We start from the raw sequence: 21,714 nt of genomic DNA, 5'->3' as shown, positions 1-21,714 counted from the left end.
GCCGGCAAAAATCCTGTTTCCTATTTATTTTAAGATTTCCTTTAAAAAGCTTTCGCCCGCCACATCGCCGCTTACGCCAAGATATTCAAGAATTGTGGCGGCAATGTCGCCAAAGCATGCTCTCGTACCCAGGTTCGCGCCGGCTTTTATGGGCTTTCCTGCCATCACAAGGGGCACATACTCCCTGGAGTGATCCGTGGACGGCGTCGACGGGTCGCAGCCGTGGTCGGCCGTAATCATGAAAATATCTTCTTCCCCAAGGCCGGAAAGAAGCTCCGGCAGCCGCTCATCAAAATACGTCAGCGCCTTTGCGTAGCCGTCCACATCGTTCCTGTGGCCGTAAAGCATGTCGTAATCCACCAGGTTTGTAAAGCAGAGGCCGTTAAAATCCCGCTTTTCCCATAAAAGCGTCTTCTCGATGCCGTCCGCATTCCCCTCGGTACGCACCATGTCCGTGACACCGCTGCCGGCAAAGATATCGTTGATCTTTCCGACTGCCAGCACATCCTTTCCGGCATCCTTTAAATAATTGAGCATCGTCTTTTTCGGCGGCTCAAGGGAATAATCGTGGCGCCTCACCGTGCGCTCAAAGGGATATTCGCCTGTAAACGGCCTTGCGATCACGCGGCCGACACCCCATTTCCCGGAACAGATTTTCCGCGCCGCCTCACAGTACCGGTAAAGCTCAGAAACCGGCACCTTCTCCTCATGGGCGGCAATCTGAAGCACGCTGTCCGCGGAGGTGTAGACGATGAGCGCCCCGGTCTCCAGATGCTCCCTTCCGTAATCCTTGATGACCTCGGTGCCGGAATACGGCTTGTTGCAGAGGATTTTCCTCCCGGTAGCCGCCTCTAACTCCTTTAAAAGCTCCTCCGGAAAGCCGTCCGGGAACACCGGCATCGGCTCCGAGGACACCAGGCCTGCAATCTCCCAGTGCCCCGTTGTCGTATCCTTTCCCTTTGACTTCTCCGTAAGGCGGGCCACCGCCCCAGAAGGCGCACTCTCCCTTTCGCCGCAGGTCACTCCGTCAATATTAAAAAGTCCAAGCTTTTTCATGTTCGGCATGGAAAAATACGGGCTTTTGGAAGCTGCCTTTAAGGTATCGCTTCCGGCATCCCCGTAATCCGCCGCATCCGGCATCTCGCCGATCCCCACGCTGTCCAGTACAATCAAAAAAACTCTTTTCATAAATGCTGTCTTCCTTTCTGTTCCTCTATCTTACCATGTCCGCTCCGCGGCCATGGAGCCTCCGGCGGATTTTAGCGCCTGAGTTTCTGCGGTGCACGCAGAAATCAGGATGCGCAGGTAAAATGCTCACGCTGTGAACATTTTACCATATCTCCCCGAAAAAATCCATTTCAATCGAGATTCGGAAAAAATTGAAGACAAATGCCCCTGCATGTCGTTATAATAGATGGAAACAGAGGAGGAAAGATTCCATGAACAGCGGACAGCAGTTGGAGCGCCTGATCGGCCAGTATCAAAATCTTATATTTTCCATCTGCCTCCGCCTGACAGGAGACTATTTTGAGGCGGAGGACTTAGCCCAGGACACCTTCCTGTCGGCCTATAAGAACCTGGCGAATTTCGACGGGGCCAACGAGCGCGCATGGCTCTGCCGCATTGCCACCAACAAGTGCATCGACTATTTAAAGCGTGCCGGCCGCCGCTCGGTCCCCACCGACGACGAATTCTTTTCCTCCCTGACCGATTCCCGCTCTTCCCCGGAGGAGCTGGCCCTGGAAGAGGCCGTAAAAAAACAGCTCTACGACCGCTGCTGTTCCTTAAAAACCCCGTACCGCGAAGTGGCCCTGGCCTACTTCTATTACGAGATGGAAGCCGGAGAAATCGCAGCCAAAAGCGGGAAGAACTTAAAAACCGTACAGACCCAGATCTACCGGGCCAAAGGCATGTTAAAAAATCTCTATCGAAAGGAGGGGGGAACATGACAGAAAATCGCATTACCGAAGAAAACCAGTCCATAAAAGAACTCCAGTCCATCACCGACAGCGATTTTAAGCTGGAACTTTTCGCCGACCGGATCGAGGCTGATTTCATGGTTCCCGCTCCAAGGGATTTCAAGGAATCCGTCATGAAGGCGGCTCTCCGCCCGGAGGTACAGATCGAAAAGAAAACGAGAGAGCTTTCCCGGAAGGCACAGCTCCTTCTCTACTCCCTGAAGGTGGGGACGGCCGTCGCCGGCGCCCTGTTCCTTCTTTCCATAGCCCCGGATTTCTCCCATGAGGTCCCGCCTTCTGTCTTCAGCCAGGAGGCCATGCCCAGGGACTCATCCTGGAAGCTTAAAAGAGCAAATGACCGGCTGTCCGGCTATATCCGGCAGTTCTCCGACGATATCATTCCACAGTGGAGGTAAGAAACCATGATTAAAAAACGAAACCCATTCCTTTTATTCCTGGCATCCCTGATTCCGGGCGCAGGAGAAATGTACCTTGGCTTTTTCCGCCAGGGACTCAGCATCATGACCGTCTGTGCCGTCGTGTTTGCCATCGGCAACCTGACCCTGCCGCAGCTGATTTTCCTGGTTCCGGTTATCTGGTTTTACAGCTTTTTCCATTCCAACAACTTAAACTCCCTGCCGGACGAGGACTTTTACACCATCGACGACGATTATTTTCTCCATATCAATTACCTGTTCCGCAACAATGGCGCCCTTTTAAAGCGCCACTCCAGGTTCATCGCCGTCCTGCTCATCTGCTTCGGCGGTTCGATGCTCTGGAACAGCTTCAGCGACCTGATCCATTTTGTGTCCTACCGCGTTCTTCACCTGCCGGAGTCCGTTCTCGATCTTCTCTATTACGTGACGTCCGGCCTTCCGGAATCGGTCATCGCCGTCGCCATCATCTTCCTTGGCATCCATATGATAAAAAATAAAAGAGATTCCCTGGGCTCCGACTAACGGCCCAGGGGATCTCTCTTCTTTTTCCATTCTCTTGTCAGCCGCCTTTTCATGTACCGGGGATTGATGACAAAAATATAAACCAGGACATTGATAATCAAAAGCACTGTCCCGACGAAATACAGCCGGCTGTAATAGCCGAAAAACGCCGCCGCAAGCTGGATCAGACAGTACAAAAGCTCAATCCTGGCGTTTTTCTTATACTGGGCGGCATCCTTTTCATACCGGAGATTTCCGGCCATCCAGACGGAAGCCGCAAAAAGCGGGACAAACTTTATGGCAAGCTCCACGGTCTTCATGAACGGCGGATCCGTCTCACGAACCTGAGACGGCTGTATGGCCGCGTTTAAAAAGGAAGCCTGAAGGATAATGGCAATCAATGTCAGGTTCGTATGCAGAATCTTCCTGTCATCGGCACCACCGGCTTTTTTGTCTGCCGCCAGCTCATCCAGGGAAATCCCGTAAATGGAAGCCAGCGCCATCAGGTTTTCCGTGCTCGGCGCCGTCTGGCCGCTTTCCCATTTCGTCACGGCCTGCCGGCTCACGCCGACAAGCTCCGCAATTTTTTCCTGGGATACGCCTTTCTGTTTTCTGTACATTTTAAGCTTTTCGCCAAGAGTCATTCTCTCACCTCCTGGTTCTATCGTAACAGAATCCGCGGATTTTTCCACCAACTATCCGGCAACTATCGGTTGCCACAGGATTTTTTCCCTTAAAGCCCCTTTAAAAGTGAAAGAAGCTCCGCGGCCGTCCCGACAATCCACTCCGCCCCGGCGTCGGAAAGCTCTTTTTCGCTTCCGTAGCCGTAAAGGACACCGACAGCCGCAAGCCCCGCCTTGTGGGCGCCTGCGATGTCATGGCGCCGGTCGCCAACCATGATGATCGAATCCCGGTCAGAAAGCCCGCAGTTTTCCATCACGTACCGGATCACGTCGTCCTTTTCCACGCGGCTGCTGTCGTCATTGGCGCCGCCGATGAAGGTAAAATATTCCGTAAGGCCGAAATGCCCCAAGACGCGCTTTGCCATATCTTCCGGCTTCGACGTCGCCACATAGAGCTTCTTTCCCGCTGCCTTAAGCCCGGAAAGCATATCTTCCACTCCATCATAAACCGAGTTCTGCGCCCATCCTATTTCGTTATAATACTCCCGGAACACATAGACGGCCGCATCAGCGTCCTCTTGGGAAAACTGGTAGTAAGCTTTAAAGCTTTCAGGAAGCGGCGGCCCCACAAACGGGCGCAGCTTTTCCAAGTCGTCCTCGACGATCCCGTACCGCTTCAGCGCATACTGCACGGCCCGCGTAATCCCCGGCATGGAATCCGTCAGCGTGCCGTCCAGATCAAAAAAAATGTTCGTCTTCTCCATATACGCCCTCTTTCCTTAGAGAAATCAAGGGACGCAGCCATGAAAGCCGCGTCCCTTCCCCTGTCATACTCTTAATTTAATTCAGCAACAACCTTCTCAAGTGCTGCAAGCGCATCGTCCGGAAGCTTGTCATAGCCTTCCTTGGCCTCTGCGAACTCTTTGATCTCGTTGACACGGTCGTTCATGCGGGCCTTTAACTGGCTTACATACTCCGGATCGTTCATATCCGGCACGAAGCCCTCCCAATCCATGATCTCGATATCGGAGAACGGGCCCCACTTATGGAAGTCAGCCTTGCCCTCTACGATGGCCTCCAGGATTCCAAGGGTATCGGCAGGTTTTACCTTCTTGCCCATGAAATCACCGGTATTGACGATGTAGCAGTCTACGTTCTTCTCCTCTACCAGCTTTTTGAACTTCTCATAGTCGTTGGCAAGCGGGTAAGTACGGAACGGGTTTGCATAGGGAACAACCACCAGCTTGTTGGGATCTACGCCGGGAGCAAGACGCTCTGCGGAGGAACGCTTGGTAGCCAGGGTAGCGCCCATAACGGATGCCAGGGAAGCACCTTTTAATTTTACAACCGGCGGGATCGTCGGATCCTTCATGATCCAGAAGATCGCATTGACCGGAGCGTCAATTCTGTCCACACGGTTCGGAGACCAGAGCTTGGACTTGATGGCGCGGCCGTTGCCGTTTCTGATATCCTCTGTCACAATCTGAACCTTTCCGTCCTCATCAAGAGTAGCGGAGCAGTTCTGAACCGTCAGAAGGTACTTGTTGTCGTCGCAGCCGGTCGGATAATCGGCCGTCTTATCAAAGTAGGTGGGCTCAAGGGCGATGGACGCACACGTATCGGTGTTGATGATGAAGGCGTCATCGTGAAGAACCTTGATCTCATACTTTCCGCCGTGCTTTGCGTGGGTCAGCGTGGATTTTCCGGAGCCGGAAAGGCCATATACGGAAGCCACATATTTGCTGCCGTCAGCCAGCGTGTACTCCTTCTGGCCGCCGTGGCAGGAAGCGTAGCCGTTGCGGTTTGCGATGGCCCATGCCATCGTCAGGGTGCCCTTCTTGTGCTCGCCGAAATATCTCATGCCCAGGATGCAGGCGCAGTTGGTATCGGTGTTGAAGTAGCAGAGCGTCTTCTTCTGCGGGTCAGACAGGCAGTCTAAGGATACGCTCGGCCTGTCGGAGCCTGTCCACTGGGGATCCGAGAAGATGTAGATATCCGGCTCTTTTCCGTCTCCGACCGGTTTGGAATTCTTGTACATCTTCACATACTCCGTAGACATGTACTGGAAGTTTAACATCCAGTTGTACATGATGTTCTCCTCGCCCTCCGGGATCAGAAGGTGGGCCTTCACCATGAACTCCGGATCAAGTCCTACATAGACCTCTGCGTGGTACAGGGTCTTCCATCTTGCCTCGTAAACGGCGTCCATGACGACCTTGTCAAGTTCCTCGCAGTTTACGCCGGGCTCACCTGCAATCCGGCGTGCAGTTGCGTAACGGCCTGTGATTGCACCGTCGTTGAACAGAAGAACCTTCGCGTCCTTATCAAGGCCGAATTCCTCGCCGCGGTAAACCGGCATGTCGGTCACGATGGTGCCCGGGGAATTTTTAGCCAGCTCATAAGCCTCTCTCAGGGTGTTCACCTTTACGACGTTGTTCCCGTAGAAAGCCCCCTCGATGATGGAACGTGTTTTGGAAAAGCCAACCTTGCCCTTTCCAATTTCAGAAATCGGATAATACGCTTTTGTTGCCATTGGAACTCCTCCTCCTTATATGAGTCAATCATACTGCTATTATCCCATTCCGCCGCGGCAATGTCAATCAATTTCCAGCTTTATTTTATAAGTTTTTTCTAAATCTCAGCGAAATTTTTCTTAATTTTTTTAGCAAAAACGATAAAAAAAGAACCGGAACGATTTTTTCCGCCCCGATTCTTTCCAAAAATCCTTTGTCTATTTAAAAAATTCATGGTTCCCGTGCTGGAACAGGTAGTCCAGATGGCTGTCAAACCAGCGGACATTCTTTCCGGAAGATGCCCTGCGGTTCATGAAATAGAGCGCGCCCTGGGAATAATCCTCGCCGGCTAACGCCCGGTCCACCGCCTCAACGGTCTTCTCCGATACCTTACAGGTATTGATGGAGCCGTTGCTCACCGGGGAAAACTGGGATTTCTCGTAGACGACGCCGCGGATCGTGTCCGGGAATTCGTCGCTCTTTACCCGGTTCAAAATCACGTTTGCCACCAGGATCCGTCCCTTTAAATCACAGCCTCCGGCCTCAGCCTGAACGATCCGGAGAAGCACCTCGTAGTCGTCTGCCGAGCAGGCCGTCACCTGAACAGAAGCTTCGCTTCCGTCGTCCTCAATCTGTTCAAGGCCCGTACCGTTTGAAGCTTCTCCTGCCTCATCGCCGCCGTCCTGGTCTCCCGCATCACCGGGTGCCCTCGTCCCTTTAGCGGAACGGATTCCGTCAGTCATCTTTCTCTCACCGGAAAGCCCGGCCGCTTTTATTTCATCCTTAGAAGCGCCGTCCGATTCCTGACTGCTTTCGGTTCCTTCTTCCGTCTCCTGGCTCTCGGCTTCCTTTGCTTCCTCGGGAGCTGTCTCCCCGTCTGCTATGGTTTCATCTTCATTTTCAGCTTCGGTTGTCTCTGACTCATGTTCTGCCGCTTCCTGTACGTCTGTCTGAACAGGAAGTTCGTCCATATCCGGCTCTGCGGCAGCCTGCGTCTCCTCCAGTTCAGCCTCCGCGGGAGACGATGCTCCCGGCGTCTCGGCAAATGCCACAAGGGCATTCCTTCCGCCTCCATGGAAATCGCCTGCCGTAAATGCAATCACAGTCACGACCGCCACGCCCGTCGTCAGGACGGCTGCGTTCCGGTGCATCTTTTTCGATACATTCGCAAACAGTGATTTCACGAATTGGAAGACTGTCTGAAGAAATGAGTTCCATGCCTCCATAAAAAGCCCTCTTTTCTTCGCATTCTTTCCGTCCGGTCAGAACTGCGGCTTCGGTTTCCCGAACGTTTGCCGCCCCGGACTCTGTTTTTCGCGGACAGGAAAACGTCTGCCCGCAAGGTTTCCATCCAGCACATCCGGCTGGTGTCTGTGATTATAGGAGACGGGATGCAAAAATGTCAATAAGCGTTTTTCATTTTTGTTGCATTTTTCAATCGAAATTTCAAACTTTATTAATACTTTTAAACATTCTGCAATAGATTTTTCCGCATTATTGCTGGATTTTTATTCAGATTGCGAATAAGGCTTTTCTAAACATATTACAAATTTGTTAATTTTTATTTCCCACTCAGTCACCACTTTTCCACGGTTTTTATGTTATGTAAACTATTTTTCCTGCAAATCTGTGAACTTTGCCCCCACATAGGCTGCCAAATCTCTGGGGGAAACGACAACCTGTTGCCCTCTCATTCCTGCGCTTACGGCAATTTTTTCATAGGCAAGGGCCGATTCGTCGATGTAAGTCGGGAACCGCTTTTTCATGCCGATGGGCGAGCATCCGCCCCGGACGTAGCCGGTCACGGAGAGCAAATCCTTCATGTGCAGCATCTCCACCTTCTTATCGCCTGCCGCCTTGGCCGCCTTCTTTAAATTCACCTCGCCGTCCACCGGGATGCAGCAGACAAGATACCCCGTCTTCTCCCCCTTTAACACCAGGGTTTTGAACATGCTGCCGTGGTCGGCGCCCATCAGATCAGCCGCATGGCTGCCGGAGAGATCGTTTTCGTCCACCTGGTACTCCTTCGCCTCATAAGGGATTTTTGCCGCGTCCAGAAGGCGCATCACATTTGTCTTTGTCATGATCCAGTCCTCATTTCTGTTTGTGTTTCTTCTATATTATTTATAAGACGTTTTGAAGGCAGGTCAAAAACCGTTCCCCATATTTCCCGTATTTGTATTCCCCGACGCCGGAAACCGACAGCATCTCCTCCCGGTTTTTCGGCTTCACAAGGCACATATGGACAAGCGTCCTGTCGGAAAAGACAATATATGGCGGTACCTTCTCCTCTTTAGCAATTTCTGCCCGGAGAGCCCTGAGCGTCTCAAACAGGGTTTCTTCCTTTTCCCCAAGACCGGCGCCGCCGTCTTTCCGTCCAGCCTTTCTGGCAGCAGTCTTTTTCGGCTTCTTTTCCCTCTCCATCTCCTTTGCCATCTTCATCTCAAACTTCGCGCCGTCCTTAAGAAGCTCTTCGGACTGTTCCGTCAGCTTTACAATCATGTACCCGTCGTTGGTGGTGGCGAGGAAATTCTTTAAAAGAAGCTCGTTAAACACCTGCCTGAGCTTTGGAAGCGGCATCTCCTTTAAACAGCCGTAACAGGAAGCTTCCTCCAGGCGGTACTGTCGGATTTTGGCCGTGGAAGCGCCGCGGAGCGTGTCCAAAAGCACCGTGCTCCCATACCGCTCCCGGCACTCCTTCACGCAGCCGATGATGGCTTTTGCCGCCTCCGTCATATCAACCGTTTCAAAATGGCTCAGGCAGTTTTTGCAGTTCCCGCAGTAGTTGGGGCCGTACTCACCGAAATACCGCAGGATATAATCCCGCAGGCAGCCGCTTGTAAAGCAGTAATACGTCATCCGCTTTAACCGCTCTCTGTCCCGCTCTGCCGTCAGGGCGCGGGATACGGGGTCCAGCTCCAGATTTTCCTGGCTGTTTTCGATAAAAAGCTGATTCGTCACCACATCCTGACCGCCGTAAAGGAGAATGCACTCGGCCGGTTCCCCGTCTCTCCCGGCGCGGCCGGCCTCCTGATAATAGCTTTCCATGTTTTTCGGCATGTTGTAATGCACCACCCAGCGGACGTTGGATTTGTCGATTCCCATGCCGAAGGCGTTGGTCGCCACCATGATCTGAGCCCGGTCATAGATGAAATCGTCCTGATTTTTCCGCCGTTCCTCATCGCTCAGTCCGGCATGGTACCTGGTGACGGAAAACCCGTCCTTCATGAGTCTTTCGCAGACTTCCTCCACCAGCTTCCTCGTCAGGCAGTAGACGATGCCGCACTGCCCCGGCCGGCACTCGATGAAGTTTTTCAGGGCTTCGTACTTGTCCCTCGGCGTCTCGACGCCGAAATACAGGTTCGGGCGGTTGAACCCGGTGGAAGTTAAAACAGGATCCCTGAGCATTAAAAGATCCAGGATATCGTCGCGCACCTCCCGCGTCGCAGTGGCCGTAAAGGCGCCGATGACCGGCCGCTTTTTCAAACGCCCGATAAATTCGGGAATCTTTAAATAGCTCGGCCGGAAGTCCTGGCCCCACTGGGATACGCAGTGGGCCTCATCCACGGCCACCATGGAAATCTCTGCGCCTGCCGCAAAGTCCAGGAATTCCGGAGTCAAAAGCCGCTCCGGCGCCACATAGATGATCGGATAGCGGCCTGCCCTGGCATAATCTAACGCTTTATGGTACTGGCCGGGCGTTAAGGAGCTGTTTAAATAGGCGGCATGGATACCGGCCTGATTTAGGGCGGCCACCTGATCCTTCATCAGGGAAATGAGCGGCGAAACCACCAGCGTAATGCCGGAAAATAGAAGCGCCGGGATCTGGTAGCAGAGGGATTTTCCCGCACCCGTGGGCATGATCCCCAGAACGTCGCGGCCGGAAAGAAGGCCGTCGATCAAAAGCTCCTGTCCCTCCCGGAAGCTGTCGTAGCCAAAATACTGTTTCAGGATATGTAATTTTTCTGTCTCCAAACATAACCTCCATTTTCCTCCGCTCCGGCAGGAAATCGCTTTCAAAGACGGCTCAAAAAGGCGTCTGCGGTATGGTACTGTTTCTGGAAAAACTGCCGGAAAGGCGGCGGATGTGCTTATGATGATGGTGTTATTATAAAGGTTCCGAAACGGAAATGCAAGTGTTTTAGTGGGATAAGAGGAAGCGAAAAGCCGGCTCCCACGCCGGCTTTTCGCGCTTTCTATGCCAGGATCATCCTGTCGTTTGCAAGCTCCTCTCCGTTTGCCTCCTCGAATTTTAAGAGCAGGTCCTTTACGGTGAGCTTTTTCTTTTCTTCACCGGCCACGTCGAAAATCACCTTTCCCGCGTTCATCATAATGAGGCGGTTTCCGTGGGCGATGGCGTCTTTCATGTTGTGGGTAATCATCAAGGTCGTTAATCGGTCGCGTTCCACAATCTTATCCGTGATTTCCAACACCTTGGCGGCCGTCTTGGGGTCGAGGGCTGCCGTGTGCTCATCGAGAAGCAGAAGCCTCGGGCGCTTAAGCGTCGCCATGAGAAGCGTTAACGCCTGTCTCTGGCCGCCGGATAACAGCCCCACCTTGGAGGTCAGACGGTTTTCCAGGCCAAGGCCTAAAATCTCAAGCTGTTCCCGATAGCCGTCCCGCTCCTTTGCCGTGATTCCTTTCCTTAAGGAGCGGAATTTTCCGCGCCTTGCGGCGAGAGCCATGTTTTCCTCGATCTGCATGGTGGCGGCCGTCCCGGTCATGGGATCCTGGAAAACCCGGCCTAAAAAGTCAGCCCGTTTGTACTCCGGAAACTTCGTCACATCGACACTGTCGATTTTGATGGTTCCGGAATCCACGGCCCAGACGCCTGCTACGGCGTTTAACATCGTAGATTTCCCGGCGCCGTTCCCGCCGATGACCGTCACGAAGTCGCCTTCGTTTAAGTGGAGGGAAAGCCCGTCCAGCGCCGTCTTTTCATTGACGGTGCCTGCATTGAAGGTCTTGCTGATTTCATGGATATCAAGCACGGGGGGCGCCTCCTTTCTTTACCGGCTTCGGGAAATACCGCTCCCGCATATACGGCACCGCCAGGAAAACGGCGACGACGATGGCCGATAAAAGCTTTAAATCGTTGGAATTTAAGCCGAGCCACAATACCACCTGGAGCACCAGATAATAAATGATGGCGCCGAGGGCCACGGAAAGCAGCTTAAATGCAAAGTTCACGCTGATTTTCCCGAAAATCACCTCGCCGATGATGACGGCGGCAAGGCCGATGACGATGGCGCCGCGGCCTGCGTTGATCTCCGAAAAGCCCTGGTACTGGGCATAAAGAGCGCTGGCAAAAGCCACGATGCCGTTGGAAAGCATCAGGCCGAGGATTTTCATCCTATCCGTGTTGATTCCCTGGGCCCTGGACATGTTCTGGTTGGAGCCGGTGGCACGGATGGCACAGCCAAGCTCCGTTCCGAAAAACCAGTAGAGGACGGCAATCAGCACAAGGACGAGCACAGCCGCCACAAGGATCGTGTTTTTCTGGATCGGGACGCCCTTAATGTAGCGCAGGGAGACAAGAAGGTCATACTTGTCCACGTTTAATGCCTGATTCGCCTTTCCTCCCATGATCCGCAGGTTCACGGAGTAGAGGCCGAGCTGTGTCAGAATTCCTGCCAGGATGGCCGGAATCCCCATGGCCGTGTGCAGAAGCCCTGTCACGAGCCCTGCAAGGACACCGGCAAAAAAGGCCGCAAGCAGCGCCAGCCACACCGGCTGGCCGTTTAAGATCATGACGACGCAGACTGCGCCGCCGGTACACATGGTGCCGTCCACGGTCAGATCTGCCAGATCCAGGATCTTATATGTGATATAGACGCCGATGGCCATGATGCCCCAGATCAGTCCCTGGGCGCAGGCTCCCGGCATCGCGTTGAACAGATTCATTACGCTGAGGTTCAAGGCACTTCCTCCTCTGTCTTATTCCTCAATCGCCACGTAGTCCTCGGGAACCTGGATTCCAAGGGCCTCACAGTTGGCTGCATTGTATTTCTTTGTCACGGCCGGGGCATACTCAATCGGCATGGAAGCCACATCTGCGCCCTCTGCCAGGATCTCGTAAGCCATCTCGCCGGCCTTGTAGCCGATGTCATAGTAGTCGATGGACAGGGTGGCAACGCCGCAGCCGCTGCAGATTCCCTCTTCGCCTGCGATCACCGGGATGCCGGCCGGAATGCAGATGTTGTTGATGATGCCGGTGCTGGAGGCCGCCGCGTTGTCCGTGGGGATGTAAATCACGTCACAGGCAGACGCGGCGTTTGTGACAACAGAAGCCAGGTCGTTGGAGTCTGCGAAGGTATAGTCGGTGCAGGTGTAGCCCATCTCTTCCAGATAGCCGCGGATCGTGTTGACCTGGTAAGCGGAGTTGGCTTCTGCGGAACAGTAGAGAAGTCCCACGTTCTTGGCCTCCGGGAACAGCTCGTTCAAGATCTCGGCCTGCTTGTCAAGGGGCGCCAGGTCAGACGTTCCGGAAATGTTGGTTCCTGTGGAACCGCTCCAGTCGCTGATATCAAGGGCCGTCGCATAGTCCGTGATAGACGTTCCGAGAATCGGGATTTCGTTGGTTCCGGCTGCTGCCGCCTGGAGAGCCGCCGTTCCGTTTGCCAGGATCAGGCTGTCGTTGGAAGATACAAACTGGTTGATGATGGACGCGCAGGTGGCGGAGTCACCGGCCGCATTCTGGAGATCAAACTCCACGTTATCGCCGAGCTTTTCTTTTAACGCCGCCTGGAAGCCCTCCGTTGCTGCGTCAAGAGCCGGATGCTGGACAAGCTGGCAGATACCAATCTGATATACGGTGTCACCGGCTGATGCCGCTTCCGTCTCTTCTGCGGCTGTCTCTTCTTCGGAAGATGCCTCCGCCGCCGTCGTACTGGCCGTCGTGGCGGCCGCCGTTGTCTCCTGGGTATTTCCGGAGCTGCAGCCTGCCAGGGATGCTGCCAGAAGGGCTGCTGCTGCAAAGAATGCCAATTTTCTCATAATCGTTCTCCTCTCACTTCTTCTTTTTTGCATTGCAGTGTTGCGCTTTAACGCATATAAGCGTAAACTATTAAAACTATACTGCCGGAACGGGATTTCGTCAAGTGGTTTTGCTGGAAAAATAAGGGAAAATCCGGCCGTCTGCCGTGGTTTTACGGATAGTGTCCCACAAAGGGCGCCGCGCCATGCAGAATCCGGCCAAATCTCCGGACAGAGCCGCGTTCTGCAAGACATAGACTGTAAAAAATGGCCGCCCGGCTTTTCCCGGACGGCCCCTGTTTTTTATGCGTTTCCTTCGTTGATGTAGTTCACAAGCCCGCCTGCTGCGATGATTTTCTGCATGAACGGCGGGAATGCCTGCCCTTTGTAGGACTCGTTTCTCGTCTTATTATGGATCATGCCGCTGTCGAAGTCGATCTCCACCTCGTCGCCGTTCTGGATGGCTTTGGAGGCCTCGGGGCATTCGATGATCGGAAGGCCGATGTTGATGGCGTTCCGGTAAAAGATGCGGGCGAAGGTCTCCGCGATCACACAGCTTACGCCGGCGCATTTGATGGCGAGAGGCGCATGCTCTCTCGAAGAACCGCAGCCGAAGTTTTTCTGGCCGACGATGATGTCGCCCTGCTTTACCTTATGGATGAATTCCTTGTCGATGTCCTCCATACAGTGCTTTGCCAGCTCTTCGCCCTGGGTCGCGTTTAAATAGCGGGCCGGGATGATGACATCCGTGTCCACATTGTCTCCGTATTTGAATACTCTTCCGTTTACCTGCATATCGATTCCTCCTCCTATAACCCAAGCTCACAGGGGCATGAAATCTTCCCTGTCACTGCGCTGGCTGCCGCCACGGCCGGGCTCGCCAGATAAACCTCAGAATCCACATGGCCCATGCGGCCCACAAAGTTGCGGTTGGTGGTGGAGATGCACCGCTCCCCTGCCGCCAGGATGCCCATATAGCCGCCGAGACACGGCCCGCAGGTAGGCGTGGAAACCACGGCGCCGGCTTCGATGAAGATCTCTAAAAGCCCTTCCTTCATGGCCTGGAGATAGATTTCCTGGGTCGCCGGGATTACGATGCAGCGAACGTTTTTCGCCACTTTTCTGCCCTTCATGATCTCGGCAGCCTGACGGATGTCCTGAATTCTTCCGTTGGTGCAGGAGCCGATGACGGCCTGGTCGATGGCAACGTCGCCAAAGGTTCCGATTTCCTTCGTGTTTTCCGGCAGGTGCGGGAAAGCCACCGTCGGCTTTAAGGCCGAAAGGTCAATGGTGTAGACGGCGTCATACTCGGCGTCTTCGTCTGCCTCATAGACGGTGTACGGCTTATTTCCGTGCTCTTTTATGTACTCTACGGCCTTTTCGTCTACCGGGAAGATTCCGTTCTTCCCGCCGGCCTCGATGGCCATGTTGCAGATCGTAAAGCGGTCGTCCATGGTGAGGTTTTTCACGCCCTCGCCGGTGAATTCCATGGATTTATAGAGAGCCCCGTCCACGCCGATCATGCCGATGATGTGAAGGATCACGTCTTTTCCGCTGACCCATTTTGCCGGCTTTCCGACTAACTCAAATTTGATGGCGGACGGCACCTTGAACCAGGCTTTGCCCGTCACCATGGCCGCTGCCATGTCGGTGCTTCCGACGCCGGTGGAGAAGGCGCCCAGTGCCCCGTAGGTACACGTATGGGAGTCTGCGCCAATGACGGCGTCTCCGGCCGTCACAAGGCCTTTTTCCGGCAGAAGCGCATGCTCGATGCCCATGGCACCCACGTCAAAATAGTTTACAATCTCGTTTTCTCTCGCAAAATCACGGCAGCATTTGCAGTTTTCCGCCGATTTGATGTCCTTGTTCGGGATAAAGTGATCCATGACAAGGGCGATTTTCTCCTTGTCGAACACGGTCTGGTTTTTCATTTTCTTCATCTCGTTGATGGCGACCGGGGACGTGATGTCGTTTCCCAGAACCATGTCGAGATTTGCTTCGATTAACTGGCCGGCTTCCACCGTCTCAAGCCCTGCATGGGCTGCCAGGATTTTCTGTGTCATCGTCATTCCCATATGGAATTTCTCCTTTCCGCACTATGAATCTGTTGACATTCTAGCACACGTTTTACTATAATAGAAATACATAATACGAATGGCACCCATGAAAGGGGGTTATAAATATGGAACAGCACTTATCCCAGTACCGGATTTTCTACGAGGTGGCCCGCTGCGGCAACATTTCCCGCGCCGCCAAGGAGCTTTACATCAGCCAGCCGGCCATCAGTAAGGCCATCAGCAAACTGGAGGAAAGCCTGGACACCCGCCTTTTTCTGCGGAATTCCCGCGGCGTCCAGCTCACAAAGGAGGGCGAAGTCCTCTTCCAGCATGTGAGCACGGCCTTTGAATCCTTAGACCGCGGCGAAAAAGAACTGAAGCGGATCCATGATTTCCACATCGGCCATCTCTGCATCGGCGTCAGCAGCACCTTGTGCAAATACGTCCTTCTTCCTTATCTAAAGGGGTTCATCGGGAAGTATCCCCATGTGAACATTTCCATGGAGACCTTGTCCACGGCCCAGACCCTCGACCGGATCGAAAACCGGCGCATCGACGTTGGCCTGGTGGCGGAGCCGAAGAACCGGCGCGGCATTTCTTTTTACCCGGTCATGGAAATCCACGACGGCTTTGTCTGTACGCCGGCTTATATGGAAAACCTGCTTTTAAGGGAGGGCCGGGACGCCGATATCTTCCAGACCGGCAACATCATGCTTTTGGACCGCGGCAACATGACGAGGAACCACATCGACGCCTATCTGGCCGACAACCAGATTGCGGCAAACCAGCTTCTTGAAGTCACCAGCATGGATCTTCTGATTGAATTTTCCAGGATCGGCCTGGGAATCGGCTGCGTCATCATGGAATTTGTGCAGGACGATTTGGAATCCGGCGCGCTGATTGAAGTGCCCCTTCCTGCCCCCGTCCCCAGGCGTGTCATCGGCTTTGCCTGTTCCGCCCAGGATTCCTCCGATACCCTAAAGGAATTCCTTGCCTTTTCCCGCGAAAAAACGGCGGGTGCCCGGCTTTAATCGGCCGGTTCCCCGCCTTCGTTTAAAATCCATTCTTTTTTGATTTGCCAGAGGCCTGCCTGTACGCTTCCGATACCGGTCAGGTCTCCTTTTTTTATGGCTTCATGATGCCGGAACAGACGGTCCCAGCTTTTATAAATCTTTTCTTTCCAGTCGGGATAAAAGTCCGTCAGCATGATTTTCGTCTCGTCCAGGCCGCACATGGAAAGCTCCTTTCGGAATTCTTTCTCGTCCTTTTCATCCTCGCCCATGTAGCGAAGCTGCATGATTTTGTTCCAGTCGTACATGTCAAAGAACACGGCCTCGTCCTTCGGCACAAGGAGCGCAAGCGGCGGATTGTCCGGCGAGGCCTCCAGGCTGTAAAGATCCCGGAATGCCCAGTAGGGGAACTCGGCCCCCTCCGGCTTTTTCATATACTCCCCGGCGCGGCCGACGAACCAGCGGTAGGCCGTCAGGAAGATTTTTGCGCTCTCACCGTATTTTTTCTTCACATATTCTTCCTTCGAGAAACAGACGCCGTCCTCAAAAAGCACATCCAGAACCGTCTGCGTCTGGAGGGAATAGAGCTTTACTCCATCACATCCAATACCCATTCTTCTCTCAACTCCCATATGAGCCCGTATTTCAAATCGTTTCCAAGGAGAATCGTATCGTCGAACAGCCTGTCCCAGCTTGCGATAATCTCCCGCTTGATCTGGGGATAAAACTGGGACATGTAGGCCTTCACATCACTGACACGGTAGTCGGCAAGCAGTGTCCTGTGGCGTTCGGCGTCAGCCTCATTTGCAGGAATGTAGGAATAATCCATGATTTTTCCCCATTTGATGACGTTGACCGGCGTAATAAGTGCCTCATCCACCGACAGCTTTAAAATGACCGTCTCCGGGTCCGTCATGCGTACCGTTTCTCCGGAATAGGAAAGCCAGACCGGGTATTCCGCGTCAGCCGGCCGGTTTCCGGAACCCGGCATATGATCCACGAGCCAGTCGTAGGCCTCTAAAACAAGATACGCCTCATCCCCCAGATCCTTTAATATGTATTCCTTTTTCGCCGTGTACCTTCCGTCCTGACGCAGAAGCTTCCAGACGTTTTTATGCTGCTTCGTCCACATGATCCGTTTACCCATACCGTCCTCCTATGGCGTCATGCCCGTCTTTTTATAAAACTCCTCCAGGCTCCCGTATTTAAAGATCATTTTAAGCTCGCTTCCGATGCTCACCATCATGGTCTCGTCGGGCACTTCCTCCCTCGTAAACCAGCCGGCCTCGGAAAGCTCGTCCTCCTGGAGCTTTATGGAGTCGTCCCCGTCCAGCTCGGCGAAGAAGCCAATCATCTCCGTGTCGGAAAAGGCCCAGGGTTGGCTCTTATAGTAGCGGATGTTTTTAACCTTTAAGCCCACTTCTTCCATGACTTCCCGCCTCACAGTGTCTTCAAAGGTCTCCCCGATTTCCACGAAGCCGGCAATCAGCGCATAGCCGCGGTAGGGGTTATTGTTCACCCGGTATCTGGACATTAAAATCCTGTCGCCGTCGGTGATGGCGACGATGACGGCCGGGGAAATTTTCGGGTACTCGATCTGGCCGCAGAACGGGCAGACGACGGCGCGCTCCGTCTCGCTGTCCTTCGTCTCATGGCCGCAGCGGCCGCAGAATTTTCGGCTTTCCTTCCAGCGGTGGATCTGCGTCGCCGTGATCCCTGCAAAGGCCTGGTGCATGGGCTTCATCTTCCGGAAGGCCGAGGTTGGGCAGAGCTCATACTCCTCCCCCGCTTTTTTCTCCAGCAGGGAGGAGACATAAAAATACCGGAGCCCGTCAATGGAAAACAGGTAGTATGCCTGCTTTTTTAAGGCCTCCATCTCCTCCGGGAAATCCGAAAACCTGGGGATTTCGTGGTTTTCCTCTCCCTTTTTTCTCAAAAGTGTCTGATTGCTCTTTATGTACAGCACGTAGTCCTGATCCTGCGGAACCGGATGTCCGTAGGACAGGTCATACTGGTGCGGTGCGATGTCCTGAATCATGTCGCTTCTCTCCTTTCCGTCTTCTTTTATGATACGCCAGGCGGCGTATTTTGTCAAACGGAAGAGGCTTTAGAAAATCATTGACGAAAACCCTGATTTCCATTATAGTATAAAGGAGAGCCGCGGCTAGCCTGTGGTCTCTTTTTTATGCTTTTATACTTATGTGAAAGGAGCTTTCCCAATGACAACTGAAAACAAAATGGGCGTCATGCCGGTCAACCGGCTTCTTGTTTCCATGTCTGTGCCCATGATGCTTTCCATGCTGGTGCAGGCGCTCTACAACGTGGTGGACAGCATGTTTGTGGCCCAGATCAGTGAAAATGCGCTGACGGCCGTTTCCCTGGCCTTCCCGGCCCAGAACCTGATGATCGCCGTGGCCACCGGTACCGGTGTCGGCGTCAATGCCCTGCTCTCCAGATGCCTGGGCGAGAAAAATTTCGACCACGTCAACAAGACGGCCAACCACGCCCTGTTCCTGGCAATCTGCAACTTTATCGTTTTTGCCGTTCTGGGGCTTTTCTTCTCCAGGACATTTTTCCTTCTCCAGACGGATATTCCGGACATCGTAGAACACGGGACGTCTTATCTCATGATCTGTACGGTATTCTCCTTCGGCCTGTTTGGAGAAATCACATGTGAAAAGCTGCTTCAGTCCACGGGAAAGACCTTTTATTCCATGCTGACCCAGGGGCTCGGCGCCATTTTGAACATTATTTTTGACCCGATCCTGATTTTCGGCCTGTTCGGTTTCCCGAAAATGGGCGTAGCCGGCGCTGCGGCCGCCACGGTCTTCGGTCAGATCATGGCCTTTTTCCTGGGGATCTATTTTAACCACGCAAAGAACCATGAGATCAAGATCTCTTTCCGCGGCTTCAGGCCCCGGGGATTTGTCATCAAAAACATTTACGCCGTCGGCGTTCCGTCCATTATCATGGCCTCCATCGGAAGCGTCATGACCTTCGGAATGAATAAGATCCTGATCGCCTTTACGTCCACGGCATCGGCAGTATTCGGCGTTTACTTTAAGCTTCAGAGCTTCATCTTCATGCCGGTTTTCGGCCTCAACAACGGCATGGTGCCGATTGTGGCATACAACTACGGCGCCGCCAAGCCGGATCGCATTATTAAGACAATCAAGCTCAGCGTGATCTACGCCGTTTCCATCATGTTAATCGGCTTTGCCGTGTTCCAGCTTTTCCCGGACAGGCTGCTGGCGATTTTCAACGCCTCCGACAACATGCTGGAAATCGGAATCCCGGCTCTCAGAACCATCAGCTTCAGCTTCCTTCTGGCCGGCTTCTGCATCGTCTGCTCTTCCGTCTTCCAGGCCCTTGCCCACGGCATGCTAAGCCTCTGGATTTCCGTTCTGAGACAGCTTGTGGTGCTGCTTCCCGTGGCATTCATCCTTTCCAGGGTGGGCGGACTTTCGGTCATCTGGTTCGCGTTCCCGATTGCTGAGGTCTGCTCCGTTGTTATTTCATCACTGTTTCTGCGGTACGTCTATAAAAAAGAGATTCTGCCTCTGAAAGACCGCGTTCAGGGACAAAAATAAATCTCGTCATAGGAAAAGGGCACTGCCGTTTGTTTTCGCTGGCAGTGCCCTTTCTCTATGCCTTCTGAGAGCCGTCCCGTCTCTCCTGGCTTTTTTCCCGATTTTTCAGATATTCCAGAAATTCTTCGTCCTCCGACTCTCTCTGCTCTCTCGTAGGCGCAATCAGGAGGCCTAAAAATATGGCAGCGGCCGCAAGAAATACGCATACGATTCCCGCAGTCAGTATCCACGTCATAGAAGGGGCCTCCTTTCTGTTCCCGTTTTCTTTTATTCTGCCCGCCTGGACGCCGCTTTAAACATGCCGCTTATCAAGCCGCTCTTTCAGATAGAGAAGCGCCTGCACGATGATCAGGCCGTGATCCACCGCCAGGCCGCGGCAGTCCAGAAGCTCATAGCGCTCCTGGGGCAAAATCCCACAGGCGTCAAAGGTGACGGCTGCCTTTGCATACAGGGAAATTCCGTGGGCCTGGTTCTTTAAATCCAGCTCCCAGACTTCTCTCCCGTCTCCGCTCTCTGCCTTTGAAAGCCCGACTTCCATCCACAGGGCGTCGGCCGCATCGTCGCCGGCCCGGACTGCAAGCTCGCCTTCTGCCAAAGCCAGAAATGAGGTGGTGATGACGCGCCATCTCGGATCCCTGTCGTAAGCGCCCCATGTGCGAAGCTGCTGGAGCGGGAGTCCCTTCACGCCGGTTTCCTCCTCGAGCTCCCTTCTGGCGCCGGCCTCCAGGTCTTCCTTAAGCTCCACAAAGCCGCCGGGCAGCGCCCAGAAGCCGATGCTCGGATGGTTCCCCCGCCGGATTAAAAGGAGTTCCAGGGGCTGTCCCCAGCGCTCCAGCTTTCTTTTGCACCGCACCACTGCGATGTCCGTCGTATTGCTCGGGCAGTCGTATTTTTTCGGGTCATAGGCATCTAAAAATTCTTCCAGGCTCTGACCCGCCCGGTTTTTCTCCCCGGTGCCGTAAAACCGTTTCAGATCGTTTAAAAATGGCATCGTTCCCCTCCGTCTACCGTTTTTTCCTGAGCTTTGCCGCAAAAAAGCCCTCGTAAAGCCCGTCCGGCTTCACACAGAGCACGCCGTCCATGGCGGTCGGAAGGAACGGGATTCCCGGAAAGTCCTCCGGATGAAGGGGCACAAGCTCTGCCATTCCCGAGGACAGCGCCTTTTTCACGGCCGCCTCGTTTTCTGCCTCCAGCACAGAGCAGGTGGAATAGACCATCTCCCACCCCGGCTTTAACACTTCCAGGGCCTTTTTTAAAAGCTGCCCCTGGGATTTCGTGCATTTATTTAAGAAGTCCTTCGTAAAGCGGACCGGCGGCTTCCCCTCTTCCCAAAAAATCGTACCGCTTCCGCTGCACGGCGCATCCAGAAGAATCCGGTCGAAGGAAAAGAAGCTGTCGAGCCGCCGTGCGTCCTCCACCATCACGTAGACGCCAAAGGCGCCCTGCTTTTCTAAGTTGTACCGCAGCCTGTCTGCCCGGATCTTATCCCGCTCGCAGGCTGTGATCTGCGCCTTCCCGCCGGTCATCGCCGCCATCTGCGTCGTCTTTCCCCCGGGTGCCGCCGCCATGTCCAGGATGCTCTCGCCCTCTTTTGGAGAAAGAATCACCGGCGGCAGCATGGAGGACAGGCTCTGGAGATAGATCCAGCCGTTTTCGTACATGGGAAGCTTTCGGATTTCGCTTTCCCGCGCTGTCTCAAGAATCAGCGCATCTTCCATCCATTCCGCTCTCCGGTATGCGATTCCGGCATCTGAAAGCACCGCCTCCACCGCTTCCCTGTCTGTTTTCAGACGGTTGACCCGGAGCGTTGTGGGGCGTCTTTTCCTGTAACCGTTAAGAATTTCCCCGGCCGTCTCCTCTCCATACTGTTTATCTAAAAGTCCGTATAAATATTCCGGTATTCCTCGTTCCATTTTTCTGCCAGCCTTTCTTCGGCCGCATACAGGCCGCTTCCACGATTATAGCAACCGCGCATGGAAAAAGTCAATCATAAAAAGCCGGTGCCCCGTCATCCGAAGATACACTGGGCACCGGTACCTGTGCTGCCGTC

General features: G+C 53.8%; 23 protein-coding genes. 5 read left to right on the top strand and 18 right to left on the bottom strand.

The window, feature by feature from the left end; genetic code table 11:
* Positions 1–24: 24 nt before the first annotated feature.
* Positions 25–1,188 (bottom strand): phosphopentomutase, encoded by a 1,164-nt coding sequence (locus KE531_15770; GenBank protein MBR9955050.1) that lies wholly within the window; start codon positions 1,186–1,188, stop codon positions 25–27.
* A 251-nt stretch (positions 1,189–1,439) separates the two neighbouring features.
* On the opposite strand from KE531_15770, the gene KE531_15765 reads away from it, so the two are divergent.
* The 3 genes from KE531_15765 to KE531_15755 are packed head-to-tail and all read left to right on the top strand — an operon-like array spanning position 1,440 to position 2,917.
* Positions 1,440–1,949, top strand: coding sequence for an RNA polymerase sigma factor (locus tag KE531_15765; GenBank protein MBR9955049.1), 510 nt, complete (start codon positions 1,440–1,442; stop codon positions 1,947–1,949).
* Entirely contained in the window at positions 1,946–2,374 is a 429-nt protein-coding gene (locus KE531_15760; protein MBR9955048.1) for a hypothetical protein, read from the top strand. Before KE531_15765 ends, KE531_15760 begins: the two co-directional genes overlap by 4 nt.
* A gap of 6 nt (positions 2,375–2,380) precedes the next feature.
* Positions 2,381–2,917 (top strand): hypothetical protein, encoded by a 537-nt coding sequence (locus KE531_15755; GenBank protein ID MBR9955047.1) that lies wholly within the window; start codon positions 2,381–2,383, stop codon positions 2,915–2,917.
* Here KE531_15755 and KE531_15750 read toward each other — a convergent pair.
* The 11 genes from KE531_15750 to leuC form a co-directional block, all read right to left on the bottom strand.
* Complete coding sequence (locus KE531_15750; GenBank protein MBR9955046.1) at positions 2,914–3,540, bottom strand: helix-turn-helix transcriptional regulator; 627 nt, start codon at positions 3,538–3,540, stop codon at positions 2,914–2,916. The genes KE531_15755 and KE531_15750 overlap by 4 nt on opposite strands.
* Positions 3,541–3,629: 89 nt before the next feature.
* On the bottom strand, positions 3,630–4,283 hold the full coding sequence (locus KE531_15745) for an HAD family hydrolase (GenBank protein MBR9955045.1): 654 nt from the start codon (positions 4,281–4,283) through the stop codon (positions 3,630–3,632).
* Positions 4,284–4,354: 71 nt separating this feature from the next.
* On the bottom strand, positions 4,355–6,052 hold the full coding sequence (locus KE531_15740; protein MBR9955044.1) for a phosphoenolpyruvate carboxykinase (ATP): 1,698 nt from the start codon (positions 6,050–6,052) through the stop codon (positions 4,355–4,357).
* Between the two features lie 198 nt (positions 6,053–6,250).
* The gene (locus KE531_15735; protein ID MBR9955043.1) at positions 6,251–7,258 is read right to left on the bottom strand and encodes a cell wall hydrolase; all 1,008 of its coding nucleotides are present in this window, start codon (positions 7,256–7,258) and stop codon (positions 6,251–6,253) included.
* A 384-nt stretch (positions 7,259–7,642) separates the two neighbouring features.
* Positions 7,643–8,116 (bottom strand): Cys-tRNA(Pro) deacylase, encoded by a 474-nt coding sequence (gene ybaK / locus KE531_15730; protein ID MBR9955042.1) that lies wholly within the window; start codon positions 8,114–8,116, stop codon positions 7,643–7,645.
* A 40-nt stretch (positions 8,117–8,156) separates the two neighbouring features.
* Positions 8,157–10,007, bottom strand: a complete 1,851-nt coding sequence (gene recQ, locus KE531_15725) for a DNA helicase RecQ (GenBank protein ID MBR9955041.1) — start codon at positions 10,005–10,007, stop codon at positions 8,157–8,159.
* Positions 10,008–10,228: 221 nt separating this feature from the next.
* Positions 10,229–11,023, bottom strand: coding sequence for an ABC transporter ATP-binding protein (locus tag KE531_15720; GenBank protein MBR9955040.1), 795 nt, complete (start codon positions 11,021–11,023; stop codon positions 10,229–10,231).
* On the bottom strand, positions 11,016–11,936 hold the full coding sequence (locus KE531_15715; GenBank protein ID MBR9955039.1) for an ABC transporter permease: 921 nt from the start codon (positions 11,934–11,936) through the stop codon (positions 11,016–11,018). Before KE531_15715 ends, KE531_15720 begins: the two co-directional genes overlap by 8 nt.
* 33 nt (positions 11,937–11,969) lie before the next feature.
* Positions 11,970–13,028 carry an ABC transporter substrate-binding protein gene (locus KE531_15710; GenBank protein ID MBR9955038.1) on the bottom strand — a complete coding sequence of 353 codons (1,059 nt, stop codon included), beginning with the start codon at positions 13,026–13,028 and terminating at the stop codon, positions 11,970–11,972.
* Between the two features lie 282 nt (positions 13,029–13,310).
* A complete protein-coding gene (gene leuD, locus KE531_15705; GenBank protein ID MBR9955037.1) occupies positions 13,311–13,802 on the bottom strand; it encodes a 3-isopropylmalate dehydratase small subunit in 492 nt (163 codons plus the stop codon).
* 14 nt (positions 13,803–13,816) lie between these two features.
* Positions 13,817–15,082, bottom strand: a complete 1,266-nt coding sequence (leuC, locus tag KE531_15700; GenBank protein MBR9955036.1) for a 3-isopropylmalate dehydratase large subunit — start codon at positions 15,080–15,082, stop codon at positions 13,817–13,819.
* A 107-nt stretch (positions 15,083–15,189) separates the two neighbouring features.
* Between leuC and KE531_15695 the strand changes: the two genes are divergently transcribed.
* The gene (locus KE531_15695) at positions 15,190–16,095 is read left to right on the top strand and encodes a LysR family transcriptional regulator (GenBank protein ID MBR9955035.1); all 906 of its coding nucleotides are present in this window, start codon (positions 15,190–15,192) and stop codon (positions 16,093–16,095) included.
* On the opposite strand, the gene KE531_15690 is transcribed toward KE531_15695, so the two are convergent.
* The 3 genes from KE531_15690 to nudC are packed head-to-tail and all read right to left on the bottom strand — an operon-like array spanning position 16,092 to position 18,112.
* The gene (locus tag KE531_15690; protein ID MBR9955034.1) at positions 16,092–16,688 is read right to left on the bottom strand and encodes a DUF3841 domain-containing protein; all 597 of its coding nucleotides are present in this window, start codon (positions 16,686–16,688) and stop codon (positions 16,092–16,094) included. The genes KE531_15695 and KE531_15690 overlap by 4 nt on opposite strands.
* On the bottom strand, positions 16,664–17,221 hold the full coding sequence (locus KE531_15685; GenBank protein MBR9955033.1) for a DUF3841 domain-containing protein: 558 nt from the start codon (positions 17,219–17,221) through the stop codon (positions 16,664–16,666). Before KE531_15685 ends, KE531_15690 begins: the two co-directional genes overlap by 25 nt.
* Positions 17,222–17,230: 9 nt before the next feature.
* Complete coding sequence (gene nudC, locus KE531_15680) at positions 17,231–18,112, bottom strand: NAD(+) diphosphatase (GenBank protein MBR9955032.1); 882 nt, start codon at positions 18,110–18,112, stop codon at positions 17,231–17,233.
* A 181-nt stretch (positions 18,113–18,293) separates the two neighbouring features.
* Between nudC and KE531_15675 the strand changes: the two genes are divergently transcribed.
* On the top strand, positions 18,294–19,664 hold the full coding sequence (locus KE531_15675) for an MATE family efflux transporter (GenBank protein ID MBR9955031.1): 1,371 nt from the start codon (positions 18,294–18,296) through the stop codon (positions 19,662–19,664).
* A gap of 55 nt (positions 19,665–19,719) precedes the next feature.
* Here KE531_15675 and KE531_15670 read toward each other — a convergent pair whose 3' ends face one another.
* Genes KE531_15670 through KE531_15660 form a run of 3 tightly spaced genes read right to left on the bottom strand, consistent with a single transcriptional unit; the run spans position 19,720 to position 21,577 of the window.
* Positions 19,720–19,899 (bottom strand): hypothetical protein, encoded by a 180-nt coding sequence (locus tag KE531_15670; GenBank protein MBR9955030.1) that lies wholly within the window; start codon positions 19,897–19,899, stop codon positions 19,720–19,722.
* A gap of 57 nt (positions 19,900–19,956) precedes the next feature.
* Positions 19,957–20,655, bottom strand: coding sequence for an NUDIX hydrolase (locus KE531_15665; GenBank protein MBR9955029.1), 699 nt, complete (start codon positions 20,653–20,655; stop codon positions 19,957–19,959).
* A gap of 13 nt (positions 20,656–20,668) precedes the next feature.
* On the bottom strand, positions 20,669–21,577 hold the full coding sequence (locus KE531_15660; protein ID MBR9955028.1) for an RsmB/NOP family class I SAM-dependent RNA methyltransferase: 909 nt from the start codon (positions 21,575–21,577) through the stop codon (positions 20,669–20,671).
* Positions 21,578–21,714: the final 137 nt, after the last annotated feature.

The organism is Eubacteriaceae bacterium Marseille-Q4139 (assembly GCA_018223415.1).
In the GTDB taxonomy this organism is placed as follows: domain Bacteria; phylum Bacillota; class Clostridia; order Lachnospirales; family Lachnospiraceae; genus CABSIM01.
Note: the sequence above shows the minus strand (reverse complement) of the source record. Positions and strands in the feature narration are given on the sequence as shown.

What these genes read in the sequence shown, in the direction of transcription:
- leuD (MBR9955037.1), bottom strand. Translation starts at nt 13,802, where the DNA reads ATGCAGGTAAACGGAAGAGTATTCAAATACGGAGACAATGTGGACACG.
- ybaK (MBR9955042.1), bottom strand. Translation starts at nt 8,116, where the DNA reads ATGACAAAGACAAATGTGATGCGCCTTCTGGACGCGGCAAAAATCCCT.
- KE531_15750 (MBR9955046.1), bottom strand. Translation starts at nt 3,540, where the DNA reads ATGACTCTTGGCGAAAAGCTTAAAATGTACAGAAAACAGAAAGGCGTA.
- KE531_15760 (MBR9955048.1), top strand. Translation starts at nt 1,946, where the DNA reads ATGACAGAAAATCGCATTACCGAAGAAAACCAGTCCATAAAAGAACTC.
- KE531_15695 (MBR9955035.1), top strand. Translation starts at nt 15,190, where the DNA reads ATGGAACAGCACTTATCCCAGTACCGGATTTTCTACGAGGTGGCCCGC.
- KE531_15675 (MBR9955031.1), top strand. Translation starts at nt 18,294, where the DNA reads ATGACAACTGAAAACAAAATGGGCGTCATGCCGGTCAACCGGCTTCTT.
- nudC (MBR9955032.1), bottom strand. Translation starts at nt 18,112, where the DNA reads ATGATTCAGGACATCGCACCGCACCAGTATGACCTGTCCTACGGACAT.
- KE531_15740 (MBR9955044.1), bottom strand. Translation starts at nt 6,052, where the DNA reads ATGGCAACAAAAGCGTATTATCCGATTTCTGAAATTGGAAAGGGCAAG.
- KE531_15670 (MBR9955030.1), bottom strand. Translation starts at nt 19,899, where the DNA reads ATGACGTGGATACTGACTGCGGGAATCGTATGCGTATTTCTTGCGGCC.
- KE531_15745 (MBR9955045.1), bottom strand. Translation starts at nt 4,283, where the DNA reads ATGGAGAAGACGAACATTTTTTTTGATCTGGACGGCACGCTGACGGAT.
- KE531_15690 (MBR9955034.1), bottom strand. Translation starts at nt 16,688, where the DNA reads ATGGGTATTGGATGTGATGGAGTAAAGCTCTATTCCCTCCAGACGCAG.
- KE531_15770 (MBR9955050.1), bottom strand. Translation starts at nt 1,188, where the DNA reads ATGAAAAGAGTTTTTTTGATTGTACTGGACAGCGTGGGGATCGGCGAG.
- KE531_15660 (MBR9955028.1), bottom strand. Translation starts at nt 21,577, where the DNA reads ATGGAACGAGGAATACCGGAATATTTATACGGACTTTTAGATAAACAG.
- KE531_15710 (MBR9955038.1), bottom strand. Translation starts at nt 13,028, where the DNA reads ATGAGAAAATTGGCATTCTTTGCAGCAGCAGCCCTTCTGGCAGCATCC.
- leuC (MBR9955036.1), bottom strand. Translation starts at nt 15,082, where the DNA reads ATGGGAATGACGATGACACAGAAAATCCTGGCAGCCCATGCAGGGCTT.
- KE531_15715 (MBR9955039.1), bottom strand. Translation starts at nt 11,936, where the DNA reads ATGAATCTGTTCAACGCGATGCCGGGAGCCTGCGCCCAGGGACTGATC.
- KE531_15765 (MBR9955049.1), top strand. Translation starts at nt 1,440, where the DNA reads ATGAACAGCGGACAGCAGTTGGAGCGCCTGATCGGCCAGTATCAAAAT.
- KE531_15685 (MBR9955033.1), bottom strand. Translation starts at nt 17,221, where the DNA reads ATGGGTAAACGGATCATGTGGACGAAGCAGCATAAAAACGTCTGGAAG.
- KE531_15755 (MBR9955047.1), top strand. Translation starts at nt 2,381, where the DNA reads ATGATTAAAAAACGAAACCCATTCCTTTTATTCCTGGCATCCCTGATT.
- KE531_15735 (MBR9955043.1), bottom strand. Translation starts at nt 7,258, where the DNA reads ATGGAGGCATGGAACTCATTTCTTCAGACAGTCTTCCAATTCGTGAAA.
- KE531_15665 (MBR9955029.1), bottom strand. Translation starts at nt 20,655, where the DNA reads ATGCCATTTTTAAACGATCTGAAACGGTTTTACGGCACCGGGGAGAAA.